This window comes from Pseudomonadota bacterium, from assembly GCA_039028935.1.
Classification (GTDB): Bacteria; Pseudomonadota; Gammaproteobacteria; order Steroidobacterales; family SZUA-146; genus SZUA-146.
Window position 1 is genome coordinate 38583 of record JBCCHD010000002.1, and the last position, 21509, is coordinate 60091.

16 protein-coding genes are annotated in these 21509 nt (G+C 54.6%); 9 read left to right on the forward strand and 7 right to left on the reverse strand.

Going from position 1 to position 21509, the window contains the following annotated elements; translation table 11 throughout:
* Positions 1-4: 4 nt before the first annotated feature.
* From AAF465_01355 to gmhB, 3 genes are all read right to left on the reverse strand, one after another.
* The gene (locus tag AAF465_01355; protein ID MEM7081368.1) at positions 5-865 is read right to left on the reverse strand and encodes a thrombospondin type 3 repeat-containing protein; all 861 of its coding nucleotides are present in this window, start codon (positions 863-865) and stop codon (positions 5-7) included.
* A gap of 495 nt (positions 866-1360) precedes the next feature.
* Complete coding sequence (locus AAF465_01360) at positions 1361-2110, reverse strand: lysophospholipid acyltransferase family protein (GenBank protein MEM7081369.1); 750 nt, start codon at positions 2108-2110, stop codon at positions 1361-1363.
* 201 nt (positions 2111-2311) lie between these two features.
* Positions 2312-2854, reverse strand: coding sequence for a D-glycero-beta-D-manno-heptose 1,7-bisphosphate 7-phosphatase (gmhB, locus tag AAF465_01365; protein ID MEM7081370.1), 543 nt, complete (start codon positions 2852-2854; stop codon positions 2312-2314).
* A 452-nt stretch (positions 2855-3306) separates the two neighbouring features.
* Here gmhB and creD point away from each other — a divergent pair, with 452 nt between their 5' ends.
* From creD to AAF465_01380, 3 genes are all read left to right on the forward strand, one after another.
* Positions 3307-4677: a cell envelope integrity protein CreD gene (gene creD / locus AAF465_01370; protein ID MEM7081371.1), complete on the forward strand. Its 1371-nt coding sequence runs from the start codon at positions 3307-3309 to the stop codon at positions 4675-4677.
* 335 nt (positions 4678-5012) lie between these two features.
* Positions 5013-5576, forward strand: a complete 564-nt coding sequence (locus tag AAF465_01375) for a PEP-CTERM sorting domain-containing protein (protein ID MEM7081372.1) — start codon at positions 5013-5015, stop codon at positions 5574-5576.
* Positions 5577-5698: 122 nt separating this feature from the next.
* On the forward strand, positions 5699-6253 hold the full coding sequence (locus tag AAF465_01380; GenBank protein MEM7081373.1) for a VPLPA-CTERM sorting domain-containing protein: 555 nt from the start codon (positions 5699-5701) through the stop codon (positions 6251-6253).
* 300 nt (positions 6254-6553) lie between these two features.
* Here AAF465_01380 and AAF465_01385 read toward each other — a convergent pair whose 3' ends face one another.
* From AAF465_01385 to glyQ, 4 genes are all read right to left on the reverse strand, one after another.
* Positions 6554-7312, reverse strand: a complete 759-nt coding sequence (locus AAF465_01385; GenBank protein MEM7081374.1) for an SGNH/GDSL hydrolase family protein — start codon at positions 7310-7312, stop codon at positions 6554-6556.
* Between the two features lie 398 nt (positions 7313-7710).
* A complete protein-coding gene (locus AAF465_01390; GenBank protein MEM7081375.1) occupies positions 7711-9456 on the reverse strand; it encodes a hypothetical protein in 1746 nt (581 codons plus the stop codon).
* 325 nt (positions 9457-9781) lie between these two features.
* Entirely contained in the window at positions 9782-11890 is a 2109-nt protein-coding gene (glyS, locus tag AAF465_01395) for a glycine--tRNA ligase subunit beta (GenBank protein MEM7081376.1), read from the reverse strand.
* A gap of 4 nt (positions 11891-11894) precedes the next feature.
* The gene (gene glyQ / locus AAF465_01400) at positions 11895-12815 is read right to left on the reverse strand and encodes a glycine--tRNA ligase subunit alpha (GenBank protein MEM7081377.1); all 921 of its coding nucleotides are present in this window, start codon (positions 12813-12815) and stop codon (positions 11895-11897) included.
* 381 nt (positions 12816-13196) lie between these two features.
* Here glyQ and glnA point away from each other — a divergent pair, with 381 nt between their 5' ends.
* From glnA to AAF465_01430, 6 genes are all read left to right on the forward strand, one after another.
* Positions 13197-14606 carry a type I glutamate--ammonia ligase gene (glnA, locus tag AAF465_01405; protein MEM7081378.1) on the forward strand — a complete coding sequence of 470 codons (1410 nt, stop codon included), beginning with the start codon at positions 13197-13199 and terminating at the stop codon, positions 14604-14606.
* A gap of 161 nt (positions 14607-14767) precedes the next feature.
* Entirely contained in the window at positions 14768-15307 is a 540-nt protein-coding gene (locus AAF465_01410) for a DUF4124 domain-containing protein (protein ID MEM7081379.1), read from the forward strand.
* 72 nt (positions 15308-15379) lie between these two features.
* Positions 15380-16456, forward strand: a complete 1077-nt coding sequence (gene glnL / locus AAF465_01415; protein ID MEM7081380.1) for a nitrogen regulation protein NR(II) — start codon at positions 15380-15382, stop codon at positions 16454-16456.
* Positions 16457-17854, forward strand: coding sequence for a nitrogen regulation protein NR(I) (gene ntrC, locus AAF465_01420; GenBank protein MEM7081381.1), 1398 nt, complete (start codon positions 16457-16459; stop codon positions 17852-17854).
* 319 nt (positions 17855-18173) lie between these two features.
* The gene (locus AAF465_01425) at positions 18174-20024 is read left to right on the forward strand and encodes an ATP-binding protein (protein MEM7081382.1); all 1851 of its coding nucleotides are present in this window, start codon (positions 18174-18176) and stop codon (positions 20022-20024) included.
* 14 nt (positions 20025-20038) lie between these two features.
* The gene (locus AAF465_01430; GenBank protein ID MEM7081383.1) at positions 20039-21496 is read left to right on the forward strand and encodes a response regulator; all 1458 of its coding nucleotides are present in this window, start codon (positions 20039-20041) and stop codon (positions 21494-21496) included.
* Positions 21497-21509: the final 13 nt, after the last annotated feature.

Here is a 21509-nt window from a genome sequence, read left to right on the forward strand (position 1 = left end):
CCCACTAGAATCCGAAACTCGGACCGGGGGGGCCGAAAAACAGCTCGCTCATGACTAATAAGTCCAGAAAATTCACGGTGCCGTCGGCATTGAAATCAGCATTGGCATCATTGGTGAGAAATACGTTTGAGAAAGCGCTCAAATCCAGGAAGTTTACAATGTTGTCATTATTGAGATCGGGATCGCAGGCATTGCCGAAACCATCAAAATCGGTGTCCTCCTGACCGGGGTTCGGCGCCAGCGTGCAGTTGTCGTTAAAATCCTCCACGCCATCGCCATCCTCGTCTGCTGCTACCACTTCGTTACAGGTTAACGGGATCGCAAAGCCAACGCCGATCTCGCACAGTAAACGTTCACCGGCCACATTCGTGATGTAGGCAAAGGCCTGCGTGCTGCCAACGCGCGAGGCTCGACCCATGTCACCTCCGGACCAGGTAAAGTTACTGCTCGTCGCCACCAACGGGTTGCCGAAGTAGCTTTCGTTCCAATAGACAGCCGCCTGCCCGGCGGGTGAGCCGAACAACGTCAGAAAATCGCTCACGCCACTCACGCCAGACATAAAGAGTGGAATTGGTTGGCCGGGTGTACCGGTCTCAAAAACTAGCTGCGAATCCCAGGCCGCCGCGTCGAACAGTGAACTCGTCCAGCCGGTGAGCAGGGTTTCGCTGAAGGTTGCCGGTGGATTAAATACGCCCCACGCGGCCATCGACCAAATCGTGCCAGGTGGCGATGGAGGCTGGTTAATCGTGACCGTATAAATGCCACCGTCGGGTAGTGACACTTCAGTGATAAAAATTTCAGGCAGATCTTGGGCCTGAGCAAAGGACGCTGCCAGGATGAGCGCCGCGAATGCCGATATTCTCATGTTGATTCCCCCAGGTTTTTATTCTCCATGACGCACAGACTGTGGGGCCAGCTCGCTAAGTGGGCGGGGTGAGCCTGAACGGTTCAACGCGACCAGCGTCTGCGGACCTCACTTCTACACAGTGCATCTTCTATAGGTTTACTCTCGCCCACAGCGTGCTGTCAATTGACGATTCATAAATCAGGCGCCCTTCACCTGCAAAGTAGGGAAAATGCTGAGTTTAAACTAATCGAACCTAAGACCGGCTGTTGCACAATCGAGTCAACGTCCGTGCAAGTGCAGCAACTCTATAATCCATAACGGAAATCGAAGCGCTATACAGATAGGCCATGGCCGCTGGGTTGTGGTTAGACGGTGATGGGCTGTCGAACATTACAGGAACGTGACTGGCGGCCAAACGCGGCCTAGTCGCCATGCACCTTTTAAAACAGGGAATTACGTAATAAACGTTTATAAGAAAAAACCTTATAAAAAGGCAAAGAATGCGCTTTCCTTTCAGGGGTGTATCAGCGTGCCGTCAGGATGGGTGGCCTGGTGGTTGGGACTGAGGTCGAGCATCGCCTGATCCATCCAGGCACGCGCTTCGCTGGCCACCTCTTCGGCCGTGCAGTTTTGGGTGTCGATGATCGGTCCTATTCGCAACGTAATGGTGCCGGGAAATTTGACTAGCTGCCCGTTGGGCCAATGGTCAGCGGCGTTGTGGGCGACCGGAATGACAGGCACGCCCGCCTCGACGGCAAGCAGCGTACCGCTCAGGCCCCAGCGGCCAATGCGCCCTTTGGGAACGCGAGTGCCCTCAGGGAAGATCATGACCCAGTTGCCTTCGGCGAGGCGCTGTTTGCCCTGGTCCAGCACTTGTTTAACGGCCGAGCGCCCTGCCCGCCGGTTAATCGAAATCGAGCGCAACGCCGCGAGTGCCCAACCAAAAATGGGTATCCACATCAGTTCACGCTTCAGCACAATGACGTGTTGTGGAAAGATCATGAGTTGTGACAACGTTTCCCAAGGTGACGAATGCTTGAGCAGAACGACGCAAGGCGTATCGGGCAGCGTGTCGAGCCCCTCGATCCGCGTTTCGATGCCACACAGCACGTTGAGCAGCCAGGTCATCATGCGGGCGTAGGAGGGTACGATCGCAAATCGGAAACGATGAGGCAGAACCAGCGAGAGCGTGAGCGCCAGACCCCACGGGATCACGCACAGTCCCATGATGATCAAAAAGAGTAAGGAGGTCAGATGCCTCATCGCAAACCCACACGGCCATGTCGGTCAAGAATGTCGCCACTGCGGTAAACGTCGACGGCTGGTCGATCGAAAGGCCGGTGTGGGCCGAACCGTTCGAGCGGGTATCGGTCGCCATGCATCGCGTGGCCTACCGCCCCGCGAAAGTCCGCGATGCGACCTAAGCGCGTGGTCGTGATCCGAGACCGTGCGTGTCCGTTAGAGTTAGCCATCATTAATCAAATCGTTGGCGGCATCGAGCAGCGTGTCGAATACGGCGATGTCAGCATCGGTATCCAGTTCGGCTTCCGTTTTCGCGCCGTTTCCCGTGCGCACCAAGATGGGCGTAGCACCGGCTGTGTTGGCGGCTTCTAGATCACGCATCGAATCACCGATGGCCGGCACACCGTCTAAATTGTCAATGTTGAACCGTTGGCGAATTTGTTCGAATAAACCGGACTTGGGCTTGCGGCAGGTACAGAAATCATCGGGTGAGTGAGGACAAAAAAACACCGCCGCAATTTCGCCACCTTCGGCCTGCACGGCATCGTGCATTTTACGCATGATGCCCGCGAGCGCCTTATGATCGAAAAGGCCACGTCCCAGCCCCGATTGGTTGGTCGCCACAACGACCACATAGCCAGCCTGGTGTAGACGCGCGATCGCCTCAAGGCTCCCCGGCAACGCTTTCCATTCAGAATGCGTCTTGATGTAGGCCTTCGAGTCGCGGTTGATTACGCCATCTCTGTCGAGAATCACCAATTTCATCGGCCGTAGTGTACCGGGAATTCAACATAAACCGCAGAATTTCATTCCAAAATGATGGAATCGGCGTCGTTTTAGCGCTTATAAACATGACATCACCTGTACCCCGATGTCGAACCTGCTGACCGCACTGGACGCGGTCTATTTGCCAATGATTGGCTGGCCCGACGTTTTCGTCGGGCTTTTTTTATCGCGATAACCGCCCCGCCAAAACCCGTGCGGGCATCGACAGCCCGGCGTGGCGCGCAATCATGAGCGCTGTCTCACTCGCCTCGCATAGACTGTCTAAACGTGTTCCGACCGGATCGGAACGTTAGTTTTTCCCCGGGTGTAATCCGCCCGCCGTTATGTCGCGCCCGAATGTGTCGCGCCTTTGCCTCAATTGTTCATGATTGAGCGCTCCCGCCAACGCTTTTTATGCCTACCTTCGACGTGAGAAAAGCGGGAGAGCAGGTATGGTTCGGGTTTATATCAAAGTGGGAATGATTTTACTGGTGGCGCTGCTGTTGTTGGTGCCGCTCGGCATGATCGCAAGCGTGGTAGACGATCGCAGTCACTATCGTGATCAAGTGATTCGAGAAATAGAACGTACCTGGTCGGGCGAACAGATAGTGACCGGCCCTGTGCTCAAGCTGCCCTACCTTGTTGATCTCACAGAACGCATTACGAATCCGGCAACTGGAAAACTCGAATCACGCGTTCGCCGAGAGCATCGCATGCATTATTTGATTGCCGAGACGTTGCACCTTGAGAGTACCGCTCAAACAGAAATGCGTACGATTGGTATTTATAGCGTGCCGGTATACACCAGCCACCACGACATGCGCGCCACGTTTGCGTTTTCTTCGCTTGAAACCATCGAAAACACAGAACACTTCGTTCGATGGGGATCGCCAACACTGTCGTTGATGGTAAGCGATGGCCGAGGGATCTCGGGCGAGCCTGTGCTCAACTGGAACGGCCAGACGCAGTCCCTCCAGGCTGGTAGCGAGATGCCGAACAATCCACCGGGACTGCATGCCAATGTGATCTGGCCGCAGCAAGCACAGACAGTCGATGTGTCGATGACGTTGACGTTACGCGGCAGTCAATCGCTGTATTTCAGCCCGCTCGCCCACCACTTCAACGCGTCGTTACAGTCGGGTTGGCCGCATCCGAAATTTGACGGGCAGTTTTTGCCTGCGTCGCGCACGGTTTCGGACGAAGGATTCAGCGGCGTTTGGGATGTGTCCTCGTTTGCCACGAATGCGCAAACACAGATCAATGGGTGTTTTCGTGAGTCGCGTTGCGCCGCGCATCAGTTACCTCGCCTGGGCGTTACGTTTTTTGAGCCCGTCGATATCTACACGAAAGTGACCCGCGCCATTAAATACGGTGTGCTGTTTATCGCGATCACATTCGTCGCCTTCTTCTTAACCGAAACACTCACCCGCGCTCGCCTACACCCGATGCAGTATGTGCTCGTCGGTTTGTCCTTGGCGATTTTCTATCTGTTGTTGGTGTCCTTGTCTGAGCATATGCCGTTTCGACACGCCTATGTGATGGCCACCGTGTCGAGCGTCACGTTGATCGGTGTGTATCTTAGCGGCGCATTAGGCCATCGTCGACTCGCCTTCCTATACAGTGTGGGAATGGGTTTGCTCTACGCGATGCTCTTTACGATCCTACGATCCGAGGACTTTGCGCTGCTAATGGGTACGATACTGCTGTTCGGTTTACTGGCCGCTGTCATGCTGCTCACCCGTCGGATTGATTGGTATGAATTTGGCCGAGGAAAGCGCGGCGCGACCACCCCGGATTCGGACGTTCGGTTGCCCGGGCACTGATGGGTGGTCATCGTCGCACCCAACCGGCCGTGATCGGGCGAGTGCTCGGTCCGAATGCAGCGCAACATAATGTCGGCGTAGTTTACAGTTTTGTGATCTATTGGATTTGATGCGGCGGACACAGCGGTTTGGCGGTGAATACCCCCGATTTTATTCGCTTACTTAACATATGCTTAGATGCGTTAAGGTAAATATGGCGGCAGTTATGTCAATTCTGGTGCGATTTTTGCAATATTTTAAAGCCCAACAAGATAGAAATTCTGCTTTCGATCGGTCAGGGTTGACCGAAAACTGATGAAACATTCGCAGAATCAATGGATTATAAGGAATTAACGATGAGCACCAACCGACTTCGCACACGTCTTGCCACATTGATGGCCATTTTTGCGCTGGCCTCTTTCCAGGCACCTGCCATGGCGGGCTTTATAGAAGGTGGCATCGGCTTTGGTGGGTTGTTCACGCCGACTGGCGGTACCGGTCTTGGGGATGCCACCGGCATTTCCTTCGGTTTTAGCACGGTGACAACCGCAACCGGTGACTTCGCACCGGCCGCTGGTGAATTCGCGAGCTTCAACGATCTCGACTTTAACCCGGCGAACACGCCGATCACGCCGCTCTGGTCAGTTACGGCTGGGGGTATTAATTATGCCTTTGATTTGCTTGATATTAGTCTCGATTTCCAGGATGCCGACGAAATCAATCTGTCCGGCACCGGCATCCTAAGCGCGACCGGCTTTGATGACACGGCGGGAACATGGACCTTCTCAGGTCAAAACGGTAGTGTATTCTTTACGTTCTCGAGCATCACGATTGCTGAGAGCGTGTCCGAGCCTTCCACATTATTGTTGCTGGGTCTTGGTTTGGTCGGTGTGGCCGCCGTGCGTCGTCGCACCAACTGATTGATTTTTAGGGGGAACGTATCGGGTCGGGGTACACGACATCGATACTCGGTGGTCTCTTTGACCACCAACTAATAAAAACCGGTTCGTTATCACGACGAACCAATAGGGATGTAAACGATATGACGAACACCAATATTAAGGGAATGATTGCGCGCCTGGTTATGCTGATGATGATGGGCATATTCAGTCTGTCAGCATCCGCGATGCTCATTGACGCGAGTTCTGAAACCGCACTGTTTGGCACTTACTCTGCCGACAACGGTGATCTTACGCTGGCCACGACACTGACGTTTGCCGATCCGGCGCTCATCGCGGCAGGTGTTAACGACTTTGCGTTTGCGGTTGGCAGCAATGCGTCGCTCAATGCAATCACCATTGACCCATCATTCTCTGGACAGGTGCTGTCGTTCGGGAGTGGCGGATCGTTCACTGCAAACTCATTGGCGATTGATCTTCAAACGTCGACCGCGCTTGATATTACTCTTACCGGGTTTTGGAGCCTCGACGGCTTTGATGACACCGCGGGCACGTTGGTGCTGACAGCCGATTCGCTCGGTGGCTTATTTACCTTCTCAGCCTCGGGTACTGTCACGCCTGCGCCAGTGCCCGTACCGGCTGCAGTGTGGCTCCTCGGTTCGGCGCTGCTTGGATTGGGCTTCAATCGCCGCCGTTAAGAGCCGGCAACACACACAGAGGAACGGCAGCCAACGGCTGCCGTTTTTTTTGGCTGATCGACGCTGATCGATATCGAAATTTATTTCAAATTGAGTGAGGGTATTCGGGTCGTAGTGTCGCTTTGACAAGTAGGCATCAAGGAATCGATGCCATGATCAGCTGGCGCCACCCAAGCTGAGATAAAAAAACAAGGAAGATAGAGCCCGGCATGATCATCATGTCGGGCTTCTTTTATTGACGCTCTGACAATCTAATCGCGTGGACGCAGTCAATGAGGGGACTATTCGGCGGATACGACTTTATCGGCCTTTGTGCAGCGGCACGACGTTTTGTCGCGGTCTCGAAAACGCCGAATTGACCGATTCAAGACTCAGACTGATTGCCTCTCCGAAGTCGGCATAGCCGGATTCGGACGGATGGTAGCCATCGTCAGCAAACTTCATTGGATCCGGTTCTATGTCGACTGGCACATGAATCGATCCTGTTTCGTCGGCCACCTGCTGTGTCACCGTGTCCAAAATCTCAGCACGAAGGCCAAGTATCGCCCGCAACGGCTGAGGTAGCAGCGGAAACTCACCCATTGGGGGTGTGCCCGTTAACACAATCTGCGCATCCGTACTGTGCTGTCGAAGTGCCGCAATCAGTTTGTGCAAATCAACCTTAAAGCGCGTGGTTCGCGTAAGTCCGGTGACGTCGTTAACGCCGGTTGAGATCAGCATAACGTGAAACGGCTGCTCGGGCATCGTCGGGACCAGTCCGCGTGTAATATCGTGGGTTCGGGCGCCGGATTGCCCAATCGCGGTCCAATGCACGGTCACGCCAAATTGTGCGGCCATCGCGCGGGCGGTATGTCCGACCAGTGCTTTATCGAGGGTGCTCGCCCCTACCCCTTCCACGAGTGAATCACCGATGGCGAGCAGTCGACATGGCGGGCCATCACCGATATACCCGGCTTTCTCACCGGCTGCGCCGTCAAACCGGTTGGCGGTTTTTCTAATCCAAAGTGCCTGAGGCAACGCGAAAGGAAGGGTGAGCCAAAAAATAAAGCGTTTAAACATCCAAAACCCGGAGCGGTACGTTCTTATTGTATTGATCACTTATAGTCGGTCGAAAATCGGGGCGTTTCAACCCATCAACAGGGGGTCGGCTTTCTGCTATCCCCTTTTATTCGACAAGGTAACGTATTACCGAGGTCGAATCGGCTGCACGCGGTCTGACGCTTTCAGATAAAACGGCACCGTCGACTTAGGGGCTGCGCATCGCGCAGAGCTCGACGATGGTAGGCGTTCTATAACAGCGACAACAGTGGCGTCAGTCCTGCATTGGCGCGGTCGCGCGACGTGCTCGAACTGAATCTAGCGATCGACAAGCGGACTGCACGGTAACGCACGGACCGTCCGTCATGGTCACATCCGTTTTGGCGCCTGCGCATGCCACACAACGCAAACGCGAGCTGCTACTGCTGGCTCAGCGTTTGCGAATCGTCGGGTGCACAGGTGGTCGCCACACCGCTTGGTCCGGGTGCCTTTAAGAACTGGTTACTGAATATCGCCAAATCCAGAAAGTTCACGAGGTTATCGCCATTGAAGTCCGCGTCGGGATTCCAGTTCTCACGGAGTGGATCAGAGAACATGGCTTGTGAAAACTGAAATAAATCCTGGAAATTGACTAAGCAGTCGTTGCCAAATGCATTGTCTGATTTAACGCCATCGGCCGTCGCCGCTTGTGCATTGCGGGCTATATCGGCATCGCAGGCATTACCGTACCCATCATTATCGGTATCACGCTGAAGGGGGTTGTCGACCTCTGAGCAGTTGTCATTGCAACTTAAGATTTTGTCTTCTTCAAAATCATCGGTGCAGCCATTGCTGCTGAGAATGACGGTGTCGACTTGTGCGTAGCCAAGACCTTCGTTGCCATAGCCAAAACACACAAAGACTTCCGGCTCGCCATCCAGATCGCTGATGTTAAAGTTAAACGGCGTTCCAGGAGGCAGTCCAAAATCCCCTTCTGGCTGATTGATGAGCAATCGCGCGCTGTTCACGCCCAAGGTGAGCGGACCAAAAAAAGGTGTCGTGCCGACCCACACACCGAAAAAATCTTCGCCGCCCGGAACAATTATGCCGGGTTGATAGTTCACCACCAGTTCGAGTTGACTATCGAGTTTAAAACTCAGATCAACGGGTTCATTGCACACGTAGGTCTCAACCAGTGCAGCCAACTGGGCGCGCGCCTCTTCATCGCGATTGGCGATTAGAAACGTCGAATCAATACAGGCCGCATCGCCAGGCTCACCGGTATGGTTGCCGGGCGGTGACTGGTTAGTGCCGCAGACGCCGTCAGACGTTGTGCCCCATAATAAATCGATCTCGCCACGAACTTTTTGTTCAAACTGCGGTGGTGACAGCGGACCATTGATGTCTTCAAAGGGCTCGTATAGCGACACGTCCGCATCGATTGTGCAGATGGAGGGTACGGGTGGGCCCGTAACGTCACCGACACGAAGGTTATCTACCGCAATGCGAAAGGCGCCTTCAATCTCATCGAGCTGTAACGCAATCTCTACCGTCCCTGCGTTCGCCCAAGGTCCGTCGGGCGCGGTATTTAGATTCACGGTTTGAGATACGTAACGTTGTCCGTTTGAGCAGCCTGGGTTGCTATGACCCGCCGAGTAGACCGTCGTGCCATTAATCTGAATGACAAACTGGGCGTTGGAGGGGAAGCTAGGGCATTGTTCAAACAGAATATCGAACTTTAGAAACCGAGCATCGTTTTGAAAATCGACCTCTTGGGCGATTCGAAAGGTTGACGAGCCTTCACCACCAAATTGCGCCCAACCCACGCCGGCGCGCGCGCCAGCCGGTGCAAGCGCGCATTCTTGTTCGGTACACACCACCGGGCTGATGCTGCCCTGGTTTTCCCAAAACGCATTAGGACCTTGTTCAAACCCACCATCGAGAATGGTGCCCATGTCCGCCACGGGTAAAAACGGTGCGGTGCAGGAGTAGCCGTTTTCGACTTGGCAGAATCGCGAGCAGCCATCGCCGTCATCCTGGTTGCCGTCATCGCACTGTTCGTTGATCTCAAGTTGCAGATTGCCGCAGGTGTTGCCCGACCAGACAAGCGGTGCCGCAACGAGCAAGCCGGTCAGCATGCAGAGTTGCATGATCTTTGAAAACAACGGTTTATGAGTCCAGTCCATGTGGTTCATGCGATCCCCCCAGATCAGCGAATGCGGGCAAGCCGCGTGTGGGTTGGCGAAACTATCCGGTTTGTTGGTTGCCCGGTGTTATTTTGATGATCGGCCCGACGGCCAGTTTTCTGGTCCAGAATACCATCGCCTGATCATCAAACAGGCTCGATTTAACCGCTGGCGTGGCACGTGATCGTCATTACCGGCATTGTCTACAGCGACGGATCGCTGCAAATTCCCTCAAATAGATCGTAGAATCCGTAGCTTAGGTTGAGTCCAAATTGGACAGATGCGTGTCTTTGCGCTGTTGGAGCAGAAAAGAAGCAGCCGTATCTTATTGTATTTTCGAAAAATCTGCCGTATCCAAGAACAAGGATCGCAGTTGGCTGAGCAAGGCGAGTCGGGCTTGTCGTTTCGTATCATCTTCGTCCATCACCATCACCTCATCAAAAAAAGTGTCGACCGGCGACTTCAGGTGAGCCAATCGGCTCAGCGACTGTGCGTAAGCGCGTTTCGCTTTGAGTGGAGAAATGTCACGAGTAACCTCAACCAGTGCCTCATACAAAGCGGCTTCAGCGGGCTCGGTGAGGTGAGTGGGTTCGATGGCGTCCGGAATCGTGTCTTTCGCCGATTTGAGAATATTGGCAATTCGTTTATTCGCCGCTGCGAGCGCGTCGGATTCTGGCAGCTGCATGAAGTCTTTGACCGCCTCCATGCGCTGATAGAAATCGAGCGGCTGGGTGGGCGTATTGGCCGCAACAGCCGCGAGCATGCCCGGCGTAAACCCTTTGCTCGCGTCATCCAGACAATAGCCATTAAGCCGCTCCATCATGTAGGCAAATACGTCGGCGGTTAGGGCCTGGGCATCCGAGTAGGCGGGCTTCTTGTCCTGTGCGATTAACGGCATGACCGCTTCAGCGGCCGGTGCCAGTAATTCGTGAAGGTCGAGTGCAAGACCCGATTCGATCAGAATGCGCTGTACCCCAAGCGCCGCGCGGCGAAGGCTAAATGGATCTTTGGCGCCGGTTGGTTTTTTGCCAAGAGCAAATATCGATACGAGTGTATCGAGACGATCGGCGAGTGCAAGCGCGGTACCTGTGGGCGTGGCTGGCAACCGGTCGCCGGCAAAACGCGGCAAGTACTGCTCGGCCATCGCGTCGGCGACTTCGTTGGGCTCTTGGTCATGCTGAGCAAAATAGCGTCCCATAACGCCCTGCAGATCAGGAAATTCACCGACCATGCCGGTGAGTAGATCACATTTTGCGAGCTGTGCCGCGCGTGCCACGTAGTCAGCGTTTGCACCGGTTTGCGCGGCGATGCGCACAGCGATGTCGTTCACTCGCGCGACTTTGTCCGCCAGAGATCCGAGCCGCTGCTGAAACACGACGGCCGCTAAATCTGGAACGCGATCGGCGAGTGATTTTTGCTTGTCGTTCGTCCAGAAAAACTCAGCGTCAGCAAGCCGTGGTGCGACCACCCTTTCGTTGCCTTTCTTCACTTCCTCTGGTTGCGTGCTCTTCAAATTACTTACCGTGATAAACCACGGCAGAATCGCCCGGCTGTTGTTGTCGACCACGGGAAAATAGCGCTGGTGATCTTTGAGTGTGGAAATCAATACTTCTGGTGGCAGTTCAAGATAGCGCGCGTCGAACTGTCCTGCGACCGGTACCGGCCATTCTACGAGTGCCGCGATTTCGGTTAGGAGCGCCTCGTCAGACACCACCACACCACCACAGGTCTTTGCGGCGTCATTGACCATTTCCCGCACACGCTCGCGCCGATCATTGAAGTCGACCAGCACCCATCCCTCTTCTTTCAGCCGTTCGGCGTATTCCGAAGCCGTCGCCAGTTCTATGGCCCCCGGGGCTAAAAAGCGGTGACCGTAGGTTGTTCGTCCGGTAGCCATGCCGATCAGTTTCGCGTCAATCGGCCTATCGTCGAGCATCATGACCGCCCAATGCACCGGCCGTACGAACTCGACATCCGAGTCCCCCCAGCGCATGCGTTTGGGAATAGGGAGATTGGCCAGCGCGGTCTCAACGACACCGGGCATCAATGCGTCCGCCGTAGCGCCCGCTTCGGTGCCTTCAAAATACAGCCACTCACCTTTATCGGTTTTGATCGTACGGATATCGCCGACGTCGATACCACAGCCCTCTGCAAATTTCTCGGCGGCTTTAGTGGGTTTTCCGTCGGCATCGTAGGCGATCTTGACAGGTGGTCCGCGACGCTCGATGGCCTTGTCCGCCTGAATAGCCTGCAGTTCATTGATCACAATGGCCAATCGGCGCGGCGTGGCATAGGCCAGGAGAGACGTGTAGCCGAGTGCGAGCTCATCGAGCTGCGCGCGTACGCTGTCCGCAAATGCATTCTGCAGTGATTCTAGTGCTTTGGGCGGCAGCTCTTCGGTACCAAGTTCAGCCAAAAAGGTGTGGGTGCTCATCGTTTTATTTATCCGCGTGCTGGATCAGTGGGAAACCAAGTGCCTCTCGCGAGGCGAGATAGGTTTCGGCAACGCGACGTGCGAGCGTACGCACACGCAAAATATACCGTTGTCGCTCCGTGACCGAAATGGCCTGTCGGGCGTCCAGAAGATTGAACGTATGTGAGGCGCGCAGTACTTGTTCATAGGCTGGAAAGGGCAGTTCGGCATCGACCAATTTCGCGCATTCCTTCTCGCACTGATCGAACTGCACAAATAGCGCGTCGGTGTCGGCAAGCTCAAAGTTATAGCGACTCTGTTCCTGTTCGTTCTGTAAATACACATCTCCGTAGGTGATGTCGCCGTCTTCGGTGCGTGCCCAAAGTAGGTCGTAGACGTTGTCGACACCTTGTAAGTACATGGCAATGCGTTCGAGTCCATACGTCAGTTCACCGGTGATCGGTTTACAGTCGATACCGCCGGCTTGTTGGAAATACGTAAATTGCGACACTTCCATGCCGTTGAGCCAGACTTCCCAGCCCAGACCCCACGCACCCAGTGTCGGTGACTCCCAGTTGTCCTCGACAAACCGGATGTCGTGCACCAGTGGATCGACACCCATGGCGCGGAGTGAATCAAGATATTGCTCTTGAATATCCAGTGGTGACGGTTTGAGCACCGTTTGGAACTGAAAGTAGTGCTGAAGTCGAAACGGATTGTCGCCGTAGCGCCCATCAGTGGGGCGACGGCTACCTTGTATGTAGGCCGCTCGCCAAGGCTCTGGGCCGATGCTGCGCAAAAATGTCGCAGGGTGAAAGGTGCCGGCGCCCACCTCCATGTCATACGGCTGCATGATCACACAGCCGCGATCGGCCCAGAACCCCTGCAAATTGAGCAGCAGTTCCTGAAACGTAGCGGGTGCCGGATTAACGGGCGGTGCGTTCATGGTGGGGATTCCTTTAATACGGTTCGAGCGCGAAGCGAGAGCATGTACGAGTGCCCGCCGCATTTCTACCCTTTTCGACGGGTTTCACATCACGCCCCGCTTCGGTGCGTTAGTCTCATATAGCTTAGGTCTGCGGCAGTGCAGCACGTCTTCGTAACGTGCGGTTTTCGCCGGTTGTACCGAAGATCAAAACGCACTATAATCGAGCATCCAGATTCACAAACTGCACCATAACGGTGCGATATTCGCACAATTAGCGCCCAAAAGCCGCATTTTTGGGCGCTTTGTTGTTGGCACAGTTTATGCAATCCCGGTGCAGCCGTATAGCTTTGTGCGCCCGATGCGCACACCCACTTATTACCTATCAGATCGGAGGACACCATGGCATCGAAAGATGTGTTAGCGCTCTTAAAAGAGAAGGAAATCAAATTTGTCGATCTGCGCTTTACCGACACCAAGGGTAAAGAGCAGCATGTGACAATCCCGGCCCATCAGTGCGACGACGACTTTCTGTCCGAAGGCAAGATGTTTGATGGTTCTTCGATTGCCGGATGGAAAGGCATCAACGAATCGGACATGGTGCTGATGCCCGACACCGACTCATCCGTGGTCGATGTGTTCGCTGAAGAACCGACACTCAATCTACGCTGTGACGTGGTTGAGCCCTCCGACGGTCAAGGATACTCCCGCGATCCACGATCGTTGGCGAAGCGAGCCGAGGCCTATCTTGCGTCTACCGGCATTGCGGACCAGGCGTTCTTTGGTCCGGAAAACGAGTTTTTCGTATTTGACAGCGTGCGCTATGGCGACGACATGGGTCGTTCTTTCTTCGAGGTGGATTCGATCGAAGCGGGATGGAACAGCTCAAAAGAATATGCGGAAGGCAACAGCGGTCACCGTCCAGGTGTGAAAGGTGGCTACTTCCCCGTACCGCCTGTCGATTCACTGCATGATCTACGTTCAGCGATGTGTCTTGCTCTTGACGACATGGGCTGCCCAACCGAAGTGCATCACCACGAAGTGGCCACGGCGGGTCAATGCGAAATTGGCGTGGCATTCAACAGCCTTGTGCGCAAGGCCGATGAAGTACAAATTCTCAAATACGTGGTAATGAATGTGGCGTCGGTTTACGGCAAGACCGCAACGTTTATGCCCAAGCCATTGGTCGGCGACAACGGTAACGGCATGCACGTACACCAGTCGCTGGTCAAAGATGGCAAGAACCTGTTTATGGGTGATGCCTACGGCGGTTTGTCGGAGATGGCGCTGTACTACATCGGCGGTATCATCAAGCACGCTAAGGCGCTCAATGCGTTCACAAACGCGAGCGTCAACAGCTACCGTCGTCTCGTGCCGGGATTTGAAGCGCCGGTGAAACTCGCCTATTCAGCGCGTAACCGTTCGGCGTCAATTCGCATTCCCTATGTGGCGAACCCGAAAGCAGCCCGCATCGAAGTACGTTTCCCTGATTCAACGGCTAACCCGTACCTGGCGTTTGCCGCGATGCTCATGGCCGGACTGGACGGCATTCAAAACAAGATTCACCCCGGCGATGCAGCCGACAAGGATCTGTACGACTTGCCCCCGGAAGAAGAGAAGCTCATTCCAGAAGTGGCGTTCTCGTTTGACGAGGCGCTCAAGGCGCTGGATGCCGATCGCGATTTCCTCAAAGCGGGCGGTGTGTTCAGTGATGACCTCATCGACGGCTATCTGGAACTGAAGGGTGAAGATGTTGCTCGTTTGCGTCTAGCAACCCACCCGGCCGAATTCGACTTGTACTATAGCTTGTAATAACAGTCACTTAAGTCGAAAAATCCGATATGACGGACCCAGGCCTGGCGCCTGGGTCCGCGTCGGAGCCATCCTGCGGCACAAAACTTTACGCTCGCCAGGAGGAACCATTGCCCCCCTAACGTTGGTCGAAACAGTAAGTCAGGCTATTCTTTTGGACTATGACCTTAAAATATTGGTTAATCGCCGCGGCGCTGAGTGCAGCCGTCGGCGCGTCGAGCGCGGAACTCTATCGTTGGGTGGATGCGTCGGGCACGGTGCATTACTCCGACACGCCTCGCGAGGGCGCGGAGCAAATCCAGCTCAAGCCCACCAACATTATTCGCAGTCCGCGACCAACGGCATCCAGCACAACGCGCAACGACAGCCCACCACCGCCGGCTGGCGAAGAGGCGTTATTGCCGTATACCGCTGCGTCGATTCAATCTCCGTCGGATGGCGAAACGCTCTGGAACTTGGGTGGCGAGTTGACCGTGCGAGTCAATATCGAACCGCGTCTTCAGCCCGGTCATGGTGTAGTGATTTTGTACAACGGTCGCCCGGTCAACAGCGACCCGGTCGTTTCGTCGTCAATCACGATCAACAATGTTTATCGCGGACAGCACACCGTACGCGCCGCCATTCGAGATTTGGACGGCAACACGCTATTCGACGGGCAATCCGTCACGTTCTTTGTGCGACAGTCGACCGCCGGCAACTAACGCACCTCTTCGCGATACCACAATCTGCTAGCAGATCGTTACTTGCGGCTGAGCGTCGTGGGAACTAACTTCGTGCGCGCACCGTTTGACGATGGCGCCGAACACGCGCTGCTCGACGCGCTCAACGTGAGCATATTGGTTGTGGACACGTCGGGCACGCTCCAATACATGAATCAAGCCGCCGAAGCACTGAGTGGCACCACCCGCAACCGCGTGATCGGTCAATCGTTGAGTGACGTCTTCGATGATGATGGGCAAATCTATGATCTTATTGATCGCACTGTAAGATCAGGCGGTTCAATGGAAATCCACGAGACCGAACTCGTGCCGTTCCATGATCCTGAGCACCGCACCGCGGTTGACGTTACCGCGATGCCGCTCGCGACCAACACGCTTATTCTCGAACTGCGCGACGTAACCAACCGCTTGCGAATCGAGCGTGACAACGAGCTGAAATCGCAAAATTCGGTCAGCCGCACGATCACCCGACAACTTGCCCACGAAATAAAAAATCCCTTGGGTGGCTTGCGCGGGGCAGCGCAACTTTTGGCGCGACGTTTACCGACGCAAGATCTGCAGGAATACACCGACGTTATTATTCATGAGGCTGACCGACTGGTGCATCTGGTCGACGCCATGCTTGGCCCAAATCGCCCCACCCATCGTAAGCTGATCAATTTGCATCGCATACTCGATCGCGTGTTCACTCTGATTCGCAGCGAGGCTGCCGAGTCGGTCGAGGTTTTCCGAGACTTCGATCCCAGCTTGCCCAAGCTGTTGATCGATGAAGATCAGATCACGCAAACCCTATTGAACCTTGCCCGCAATGCACTGCAAGCCGTGTCTGACATCGAGGACGGTCCGCAACGCATCGTTTTTCGCTCGAGGGTTGAATCGGGATTTACGATTGGCGCAAAACGCCACACCATGGTGGCTCGTGTAGACGTGGAAGACACCGGGGCAGGGGTGCCGGATGAGCTACGCGAGCAAATTTTTTATCCGTTGGTAACGGGACGCATTGAAGGTGTGGGCCTGGGTTTATCACTCGCCCTCGATCTTGCGCATCGACACGACGGGCTGATTAAACTGCAGCCCGCTGCGCCCACTGTGTTCAGTTTGTACCTGCCGCTCAGCATGGAGGAGAGTTAAGTGACCAGCGATTCCGATATTTCAGTCTGGCTTGTGGACGATGATCCTTCGATTCGCTGGGTGCTTGAAAAATCGCTGCGTGACGCGGGTATGCAATCAACCAGCTTCGACAATGCGGAGCCGATGCTATCAGCCCTCGATGGCGGCCGCCCTGACGTTGTGATTGCCGATATTCGTATGCCAGGCATGAGTGGATTGGGCTTGGTCGCTCATCTACAGGAGAATGCACCGGAGCTACCCGTGATCGTGATCACCGCGCATTCCGATTTGGAAAGTGCGGTTGGCGCCTACCAGTCGGGGGCATTTGAGTATTTGCCCAAGCCGTTTGATGTCGACGAGGCGGTGCGGTTGGTGCGTCGTGCGGCGAGCCAAAGCGGCTCGATTAATGGTGGCAGCAAGCCCATGGTGTTTCCAGGCTTCATCGGTCAGGCACCGGCAATGCAGGAGGTGTTTCGCGCCATTGGGCGACTCAGCGGGTCGTCGATGAATGTGTTGGTAACGGGCGAGTCCGGCACGGGTAAAGAACTCATTGCCAAGGCATTGCACGAACATAGCCCTCGCAAACAACAAGATTTTATCGCACTCAATATCTCTGCAGTGCCCAGCGAATTACTCGAATCGGAACTGTTCGGTCACGAACGTGGATCTTTTACAGGCGCCGATCGTCAGCGTGTCGGACGTTTTGAACAAGCCGACAAGGGCACGTTATTTTTGGATGAGATTGGTGATATGCCCGCCACGTTGCAAACCCGTCTATTGCGCGTGCTGGCAGAGGGCGAATTTTATCGGGTCGGCGGCCAACAGCCGATTCAAGTCGACGTTCGTGTGATTGCGGCCACGCATCAAAATCTCGAACAAAAGGTGGTGGATGGGGATTTTCGCGAAGACCTTTATCATCGCCTCAATGTGATTAATATCGAGTCGCCACCGTTGCGCGAGCGTCGTCAGGACGTCGAGGTGCTGCTCGAACACTATCTGCATGTCGCGGCCACCGAAATGGGGGTCGAACCGAAACAGCTCAGTCAGCGCGCTCGGGCGCTACTGGCAAACTTTCGATGGCCGGGTAACGTGCGCCAACTGATCAATGCTTGCCGTCGCCTCACGGCACTCGCGCCGGGTCGTGAGATTCGTGAACAGGATGTGCCGGCCGAACTCGGTGGTGGTCTGATCAGCGAACGCGGCGACCACAATTGGGAGCGGGCGCTGACACAATGGGCTGAACAGCACATCAAGGCAGATAAACCCGAGCTTCTAAAAGATGCGCTGCCGGTGTTTGAGCGTGCGCTCATCAACGTGGCGCTGGCCCATACCGGCGGCCGACGTCAAAAAGCGGCACAGCTGCTGGGCTGGGGGCGCAATACCCTCACGCGAAAGATCAAGGAGCTGGGTATCCACTAGCCCATTTCGTGCGCGCCCGATCTGCCGACGCCCCGCGATTTGACCGTCATTATGCGTGGTCGGTCACAGTTTGCCCAAAACCCGTCAAAACCTGACATTCAAATCAGGGTTTACCCGCGCCGTGCTGCGTAGCGTCAGGGTTTACATATCACGTTAATTCTTAATGTGTTAGCCGCAATCCGCAATTTTTCACGAGGAAGGCGAACGCCGACAAGGGCGGGATTTCATTCGCTTTTTGCAAGCGAGAACTGGCTCACGGATTGATTTTGATGCGACTGGTATTTTTTCCCGACTCAAGAAAAAAAGCCTGGAGTAAACTGTGTCAAAAGTATGGATCGCTGTCATCACATCGGCGCTCGCCGTCGCTGTTCTGGCTGCGCTGATTTACAGCTCGAAGTCCGTCGACGTCAACGACTACAACACCCACTATCAAACAGTGAGTTTGGTCGATCAGAGCGTGGCGAACTACGAGAGCCTAATGGATCAGCTCTCCGCCGCTCGACGTGACGGGCGACCGACTGGCACCGGCGTTGCGCTCATGCGCGGACGTTTGAATGCAAACAAAGACGCTGTGTTGTCGTCCGACCTGCAAGGTGGCGCCGCGCAGTCAAATTTTGATGCGCAGCTTAAGAAAGTGATTGACCTGTCCAATGAAGTGGAGACACAGCAAAACTCGATTGGCAGCGCGCTCAAACTGATTCGCGATAACGGCCCGAACGAAGTGCAAAAACTCAGTGCGGCGGGTTTTGCCACAGAATCACGAGCCGTCTATAAGCTCCTGCTAAAAACATTGGCCTACGGCACTCCCGGTGCATCGAGCAACGTCGATGAAATCGACTCCATGCTCGAAGGCCTTAAGAACAACAGCGATCTATTGAGCAGTTCGATGGTGAGTATGATCGATGCCATCGAGCGAGTTCGTAACGGTCGCGACAACGTAGAGACCGCCTGGTCGTCACTGACGGCGGTACCGTTTGCCAATGCGGCGGTCGACCTCAAGAACTCGATCAACTCCGCGCACAGCTCTCGCACCATCAAGGCTGAAAACTCCCAAACGCTACTGAACATCTTCAGCGTATTGCTATTTGGTGGTTTGGGCCTGCTCGGATTTCGACTGCACAACAGCTACAGCGAGATTAACGACGTTAACGATCAGCTAAAAGACGCGAATACGGGCCTCGAAGCGCGCGTCGAGGCGCGTACGCAGGATCTCGAAAAAGCGTTTGACGAGCTCAAAGAGTCACAGGTGCAACTTGTGCAAGCGGAAAAGATGTCGTCGCTCGGTCAACTGGTCGCAGGCATCAGCCACGAAATTAATACGCCGTTGCTATATCTGCAAAGTAACCAAACGCTGATTAAAGAAACACTCAGTCGGGTCGGAAACTTCATCGAACTGTGTCAGGACAAGCTTGTACCGCGCGCCAATCCGACCGAAGACAAAGAAGTCATTCGTAAGCGCTATGTGCACGGCTTGCAAAAGCTCAAGACCGTTCTAATCGAGGAAGAAATCAAGGCTGACTTGGAGGAATTGGTGGATTTGACCAATGACAATATTGAAGGTCTTGAGGAACTCACGATTCTTGCACAAGGCCTCAAGGACTTTAGTCGACTCGATCGAGCGCCGGTTGATTCTTTCAATGTTAATGATGGCCTCGAACGAACGCTAGTGATTGCCAAGAATGTGCTGAAGTCTCGCGTCAACGTGATTAAACAGTACGGCGACGTACCGCCAGTGAAGTGCTCGCCGTCTCAAATCAATCAGATTTTCTTAAATCTCATCAACAACGCGGCACAAGCCATGGAAGACGGTGGTGACATCACCATCACAACGTCTGTCGAAAACGGTTTTGTGTCGGTCGCTGTGCAGGACACCGGATGCGGTATTCCCGATGAGATCATGTCTAAGATTCGCGATCCATTCTTTACAACCAAAGAGGTTGGCACAGGTACCGGCCTTGGTCTGTCAATTAGCGAAGAGATATTACGCTCGCATAACGGGCGCCTAGATATTGAGTCGACGGTCGGCGAGGGCTCCACATTTACGGTGTTGCTGCCGGTTAAGTCCGAGACGCAGATTGACGAGGGTGAAGGCGACGGTGAGCCGTTCTTCCAGGAAGTGGTGGATCAGGCACGGGACACCGACGAAGTGGATTTTGCATTAGTTAGTTAGAGAATCGAGAGACCATGACAGCAACAGATTCAGCGACCCCATCATCAGTGCGTTCCGGTAAGCCGAGCGTGCTGTTTGTGGATGACGAGAAACGCGTGCTCAACAGCATGCGCGCTATGTTTCGTCGCGACTACAATCTGTTTCTGACGACGCGCGGTGACGAAGCGTTAAAAATCATCGATGAGAACGATATTGATGTCGTTGTCGCCGATCAGCGTATGCCAATCATGACGGGCGTAGAAGTGTTGACAGCGGTGAAACAATCATCGCCTGACACGGTACGCATCTTGCTCACCGGTTATGCTGACCTTGATGCGATTGAAGGAGCGATGAACGACGGTGAAGTGTTCCGCTTTTTGAGCAAGCCTTGTGCGGCCGAAGAACTGCGCGGCACCATTAAGCTTGCGACCGAAATCGCAATCGAAACCACCGGCTCGTCAAGCTTGGATGAAGTAGACGACGACAGCTTTCTTGAAGCAATTGTAGCCAGTGGTGTTGACACATCGGTGGTTGAGCAGTTGTCGGACGCGGACGTGGATACCGAAATCGACACGACGCTTGAGCTCAGCGATGAGGCTGATTCCAGCGATGCACCAAAACTAGCCGATCCGGTAATCTCACAGTCTGCATCGGTCGTATTAAGCGATGAGACCGAGCAGGCCGCCGCGTTGTCCGAGGAGGAGATTGAAGCGCAGGCTACCGCATCGGCCATTCTGGACGATGCCATGGCGCCGTCTATTGAAGCGCCTGATCATTCGTCTACGGCCGTGATACCCGAAGAGTATCAAGGCGAGTCAGAAGTCGAGATTGTCATGAGTGGTGACACGCATGAAGTGGTCGACAACAGTGAGGATCAGGGTGACTTCGGCGGAACGACGGCTGTTCTGGATGTAGCCGCCACGCTTGAAGCACCCCAGGAAGAAAAGAAGAAGGACCCCAATCCAGTCAAACTTGTTGGCACCGGCAAATACAAGGTGTCTATCATCGTTTTTACTTCGGACGAACAGTTTGCCAAGAGCATTGGTCGTTCGCTGCAAGACTATTTCTACACCTTCCAGGCCAGCAATATTGCGCGCTTGATGCACGGCATTCAAAAAATTGCGCCCGCCGTGCTCATCACCGATGTGAGCGAAGACCCGGAAGTGATCGAGCAGCTCGCCGCTCAACTCAAGCAAAAAGTGCCTGAGATGGTCACGATGGTGGCCAGCCAGCATCGCGACGCCGACCTCATGGTTCGACTCATTAATCACGGCCAAGTATTTCGTATGGTCGATAAGCCGATGAGCTCGACGGCCTGTAAGCGTCACGTGCGTGAAGCGATCAAGAAGCACATCCAGCTTCGCGACAATCCAGATTTGATTCAGCGCCATCAGGTGCTGAAGTCTGGCGGTGGCAAACTGCCGGCCTCAATTGGCCGACTCATCAACGGCCTCGGGCGCGTACGCGGACTTTGGTCCCGCAAAGTGCACTAAATAGATAGGGAAA

What these genes read in the sequence shown, in the direction of transcription:
- AAF465_01360 (MEM7081369.1), bottom strand. Translation starts at nt 2,110, where the DNA reads ATGAGGCATCTGACCTCCTTACTCTTTTTGATCATCATGGGACTGTGC.
- glyS (MEM7081376.1), bottom strand. Translation starts at nt 11,890, where the DNA reads ATGAGCACCCACACCTTTTTGGCTGAACTTGGTACCGAAGAGCTGCCG.
- AAF465_01375 (MEM7081372.1), top strand. Translation starts at nt 5,013, where the DNA reads ATGAGCACCAACCGACTTCGCACACGTCTTGCCACATTGATGGCCATT.
- glnA (MEM7081378.1), top strand. Translation starts at nt 13,197, where the DNA reads ATGGCATCGAAAGATGTGTTAGCGCTCTTAAAAGAGAAGGAAATCAAA.
- AAF465_01385 (MEM7081374.1), bottom strand. Translation starts at nt 7,312, where the DNA reads ATGTTTAAACGCTTTATTTTTTGGCTCACCCTTCCTTTCGCGTTGCCT.
- glyQ (MEM7081377.1), bottom strand. Translation starts at nt 12,815, where the DNA reads ATGAACGCACCGCCCGTTAATCCGGCACCCGCTACGTTTCAGGAACTG.
- AAF465_01430 (MEM7081383.1), top strand. Translation starts at nt 20,039, where the DNA reads ATGACAGCAACAGATTCAGCGACCCCATCATCAGTGCGTTCCGGTAAG.
- AAF465_01410 (MEM7081379.1), top strand. Translation starts at nt 14,768, where the DNA reads ATGACCTTAAAATATTGGTTAATCGCCGCGGCGCTGAGTGCAGCCGTC.
- AAF465_01390 (MEM7081375.1), bottom strand. Translation starts at nt 9,456, where the DNA reads ATGGACTGGACTCATAAACCGTTGTTTTCAAAGATCATGCAACTCTGC.
- AAF465_01355 (MEM7081368.1), bottom strand. Translation starts at nt 865, where the DNA reads ATGAGAATATCGGCATTCGCGGCGCTCATCCTGGCAGCGTCCTTTGCT.
- creD (MEM7081371.1), top strand. Translation starts at nt 3,307, where the DNA reads ATGGTTCGGGTTTATATCAAAGTGGGAATGATTTTACTGGTGGCGCTG.
- AAF465_01380 (MEM7081373.1), top strand. Translation starts at nt 5,699, where the DNA reads ATGACGAACACCAATATTAAGGGAATGATTGCGCGCCTGGTTATGCTG.
- gmhB (MEM7081370.1), bottom strand. Translation starts at nt 2,854, where the DNA reads ATGAAATTGGTGATTCTCGACAGAGATGGCGTAATCAACCGCGACTCG.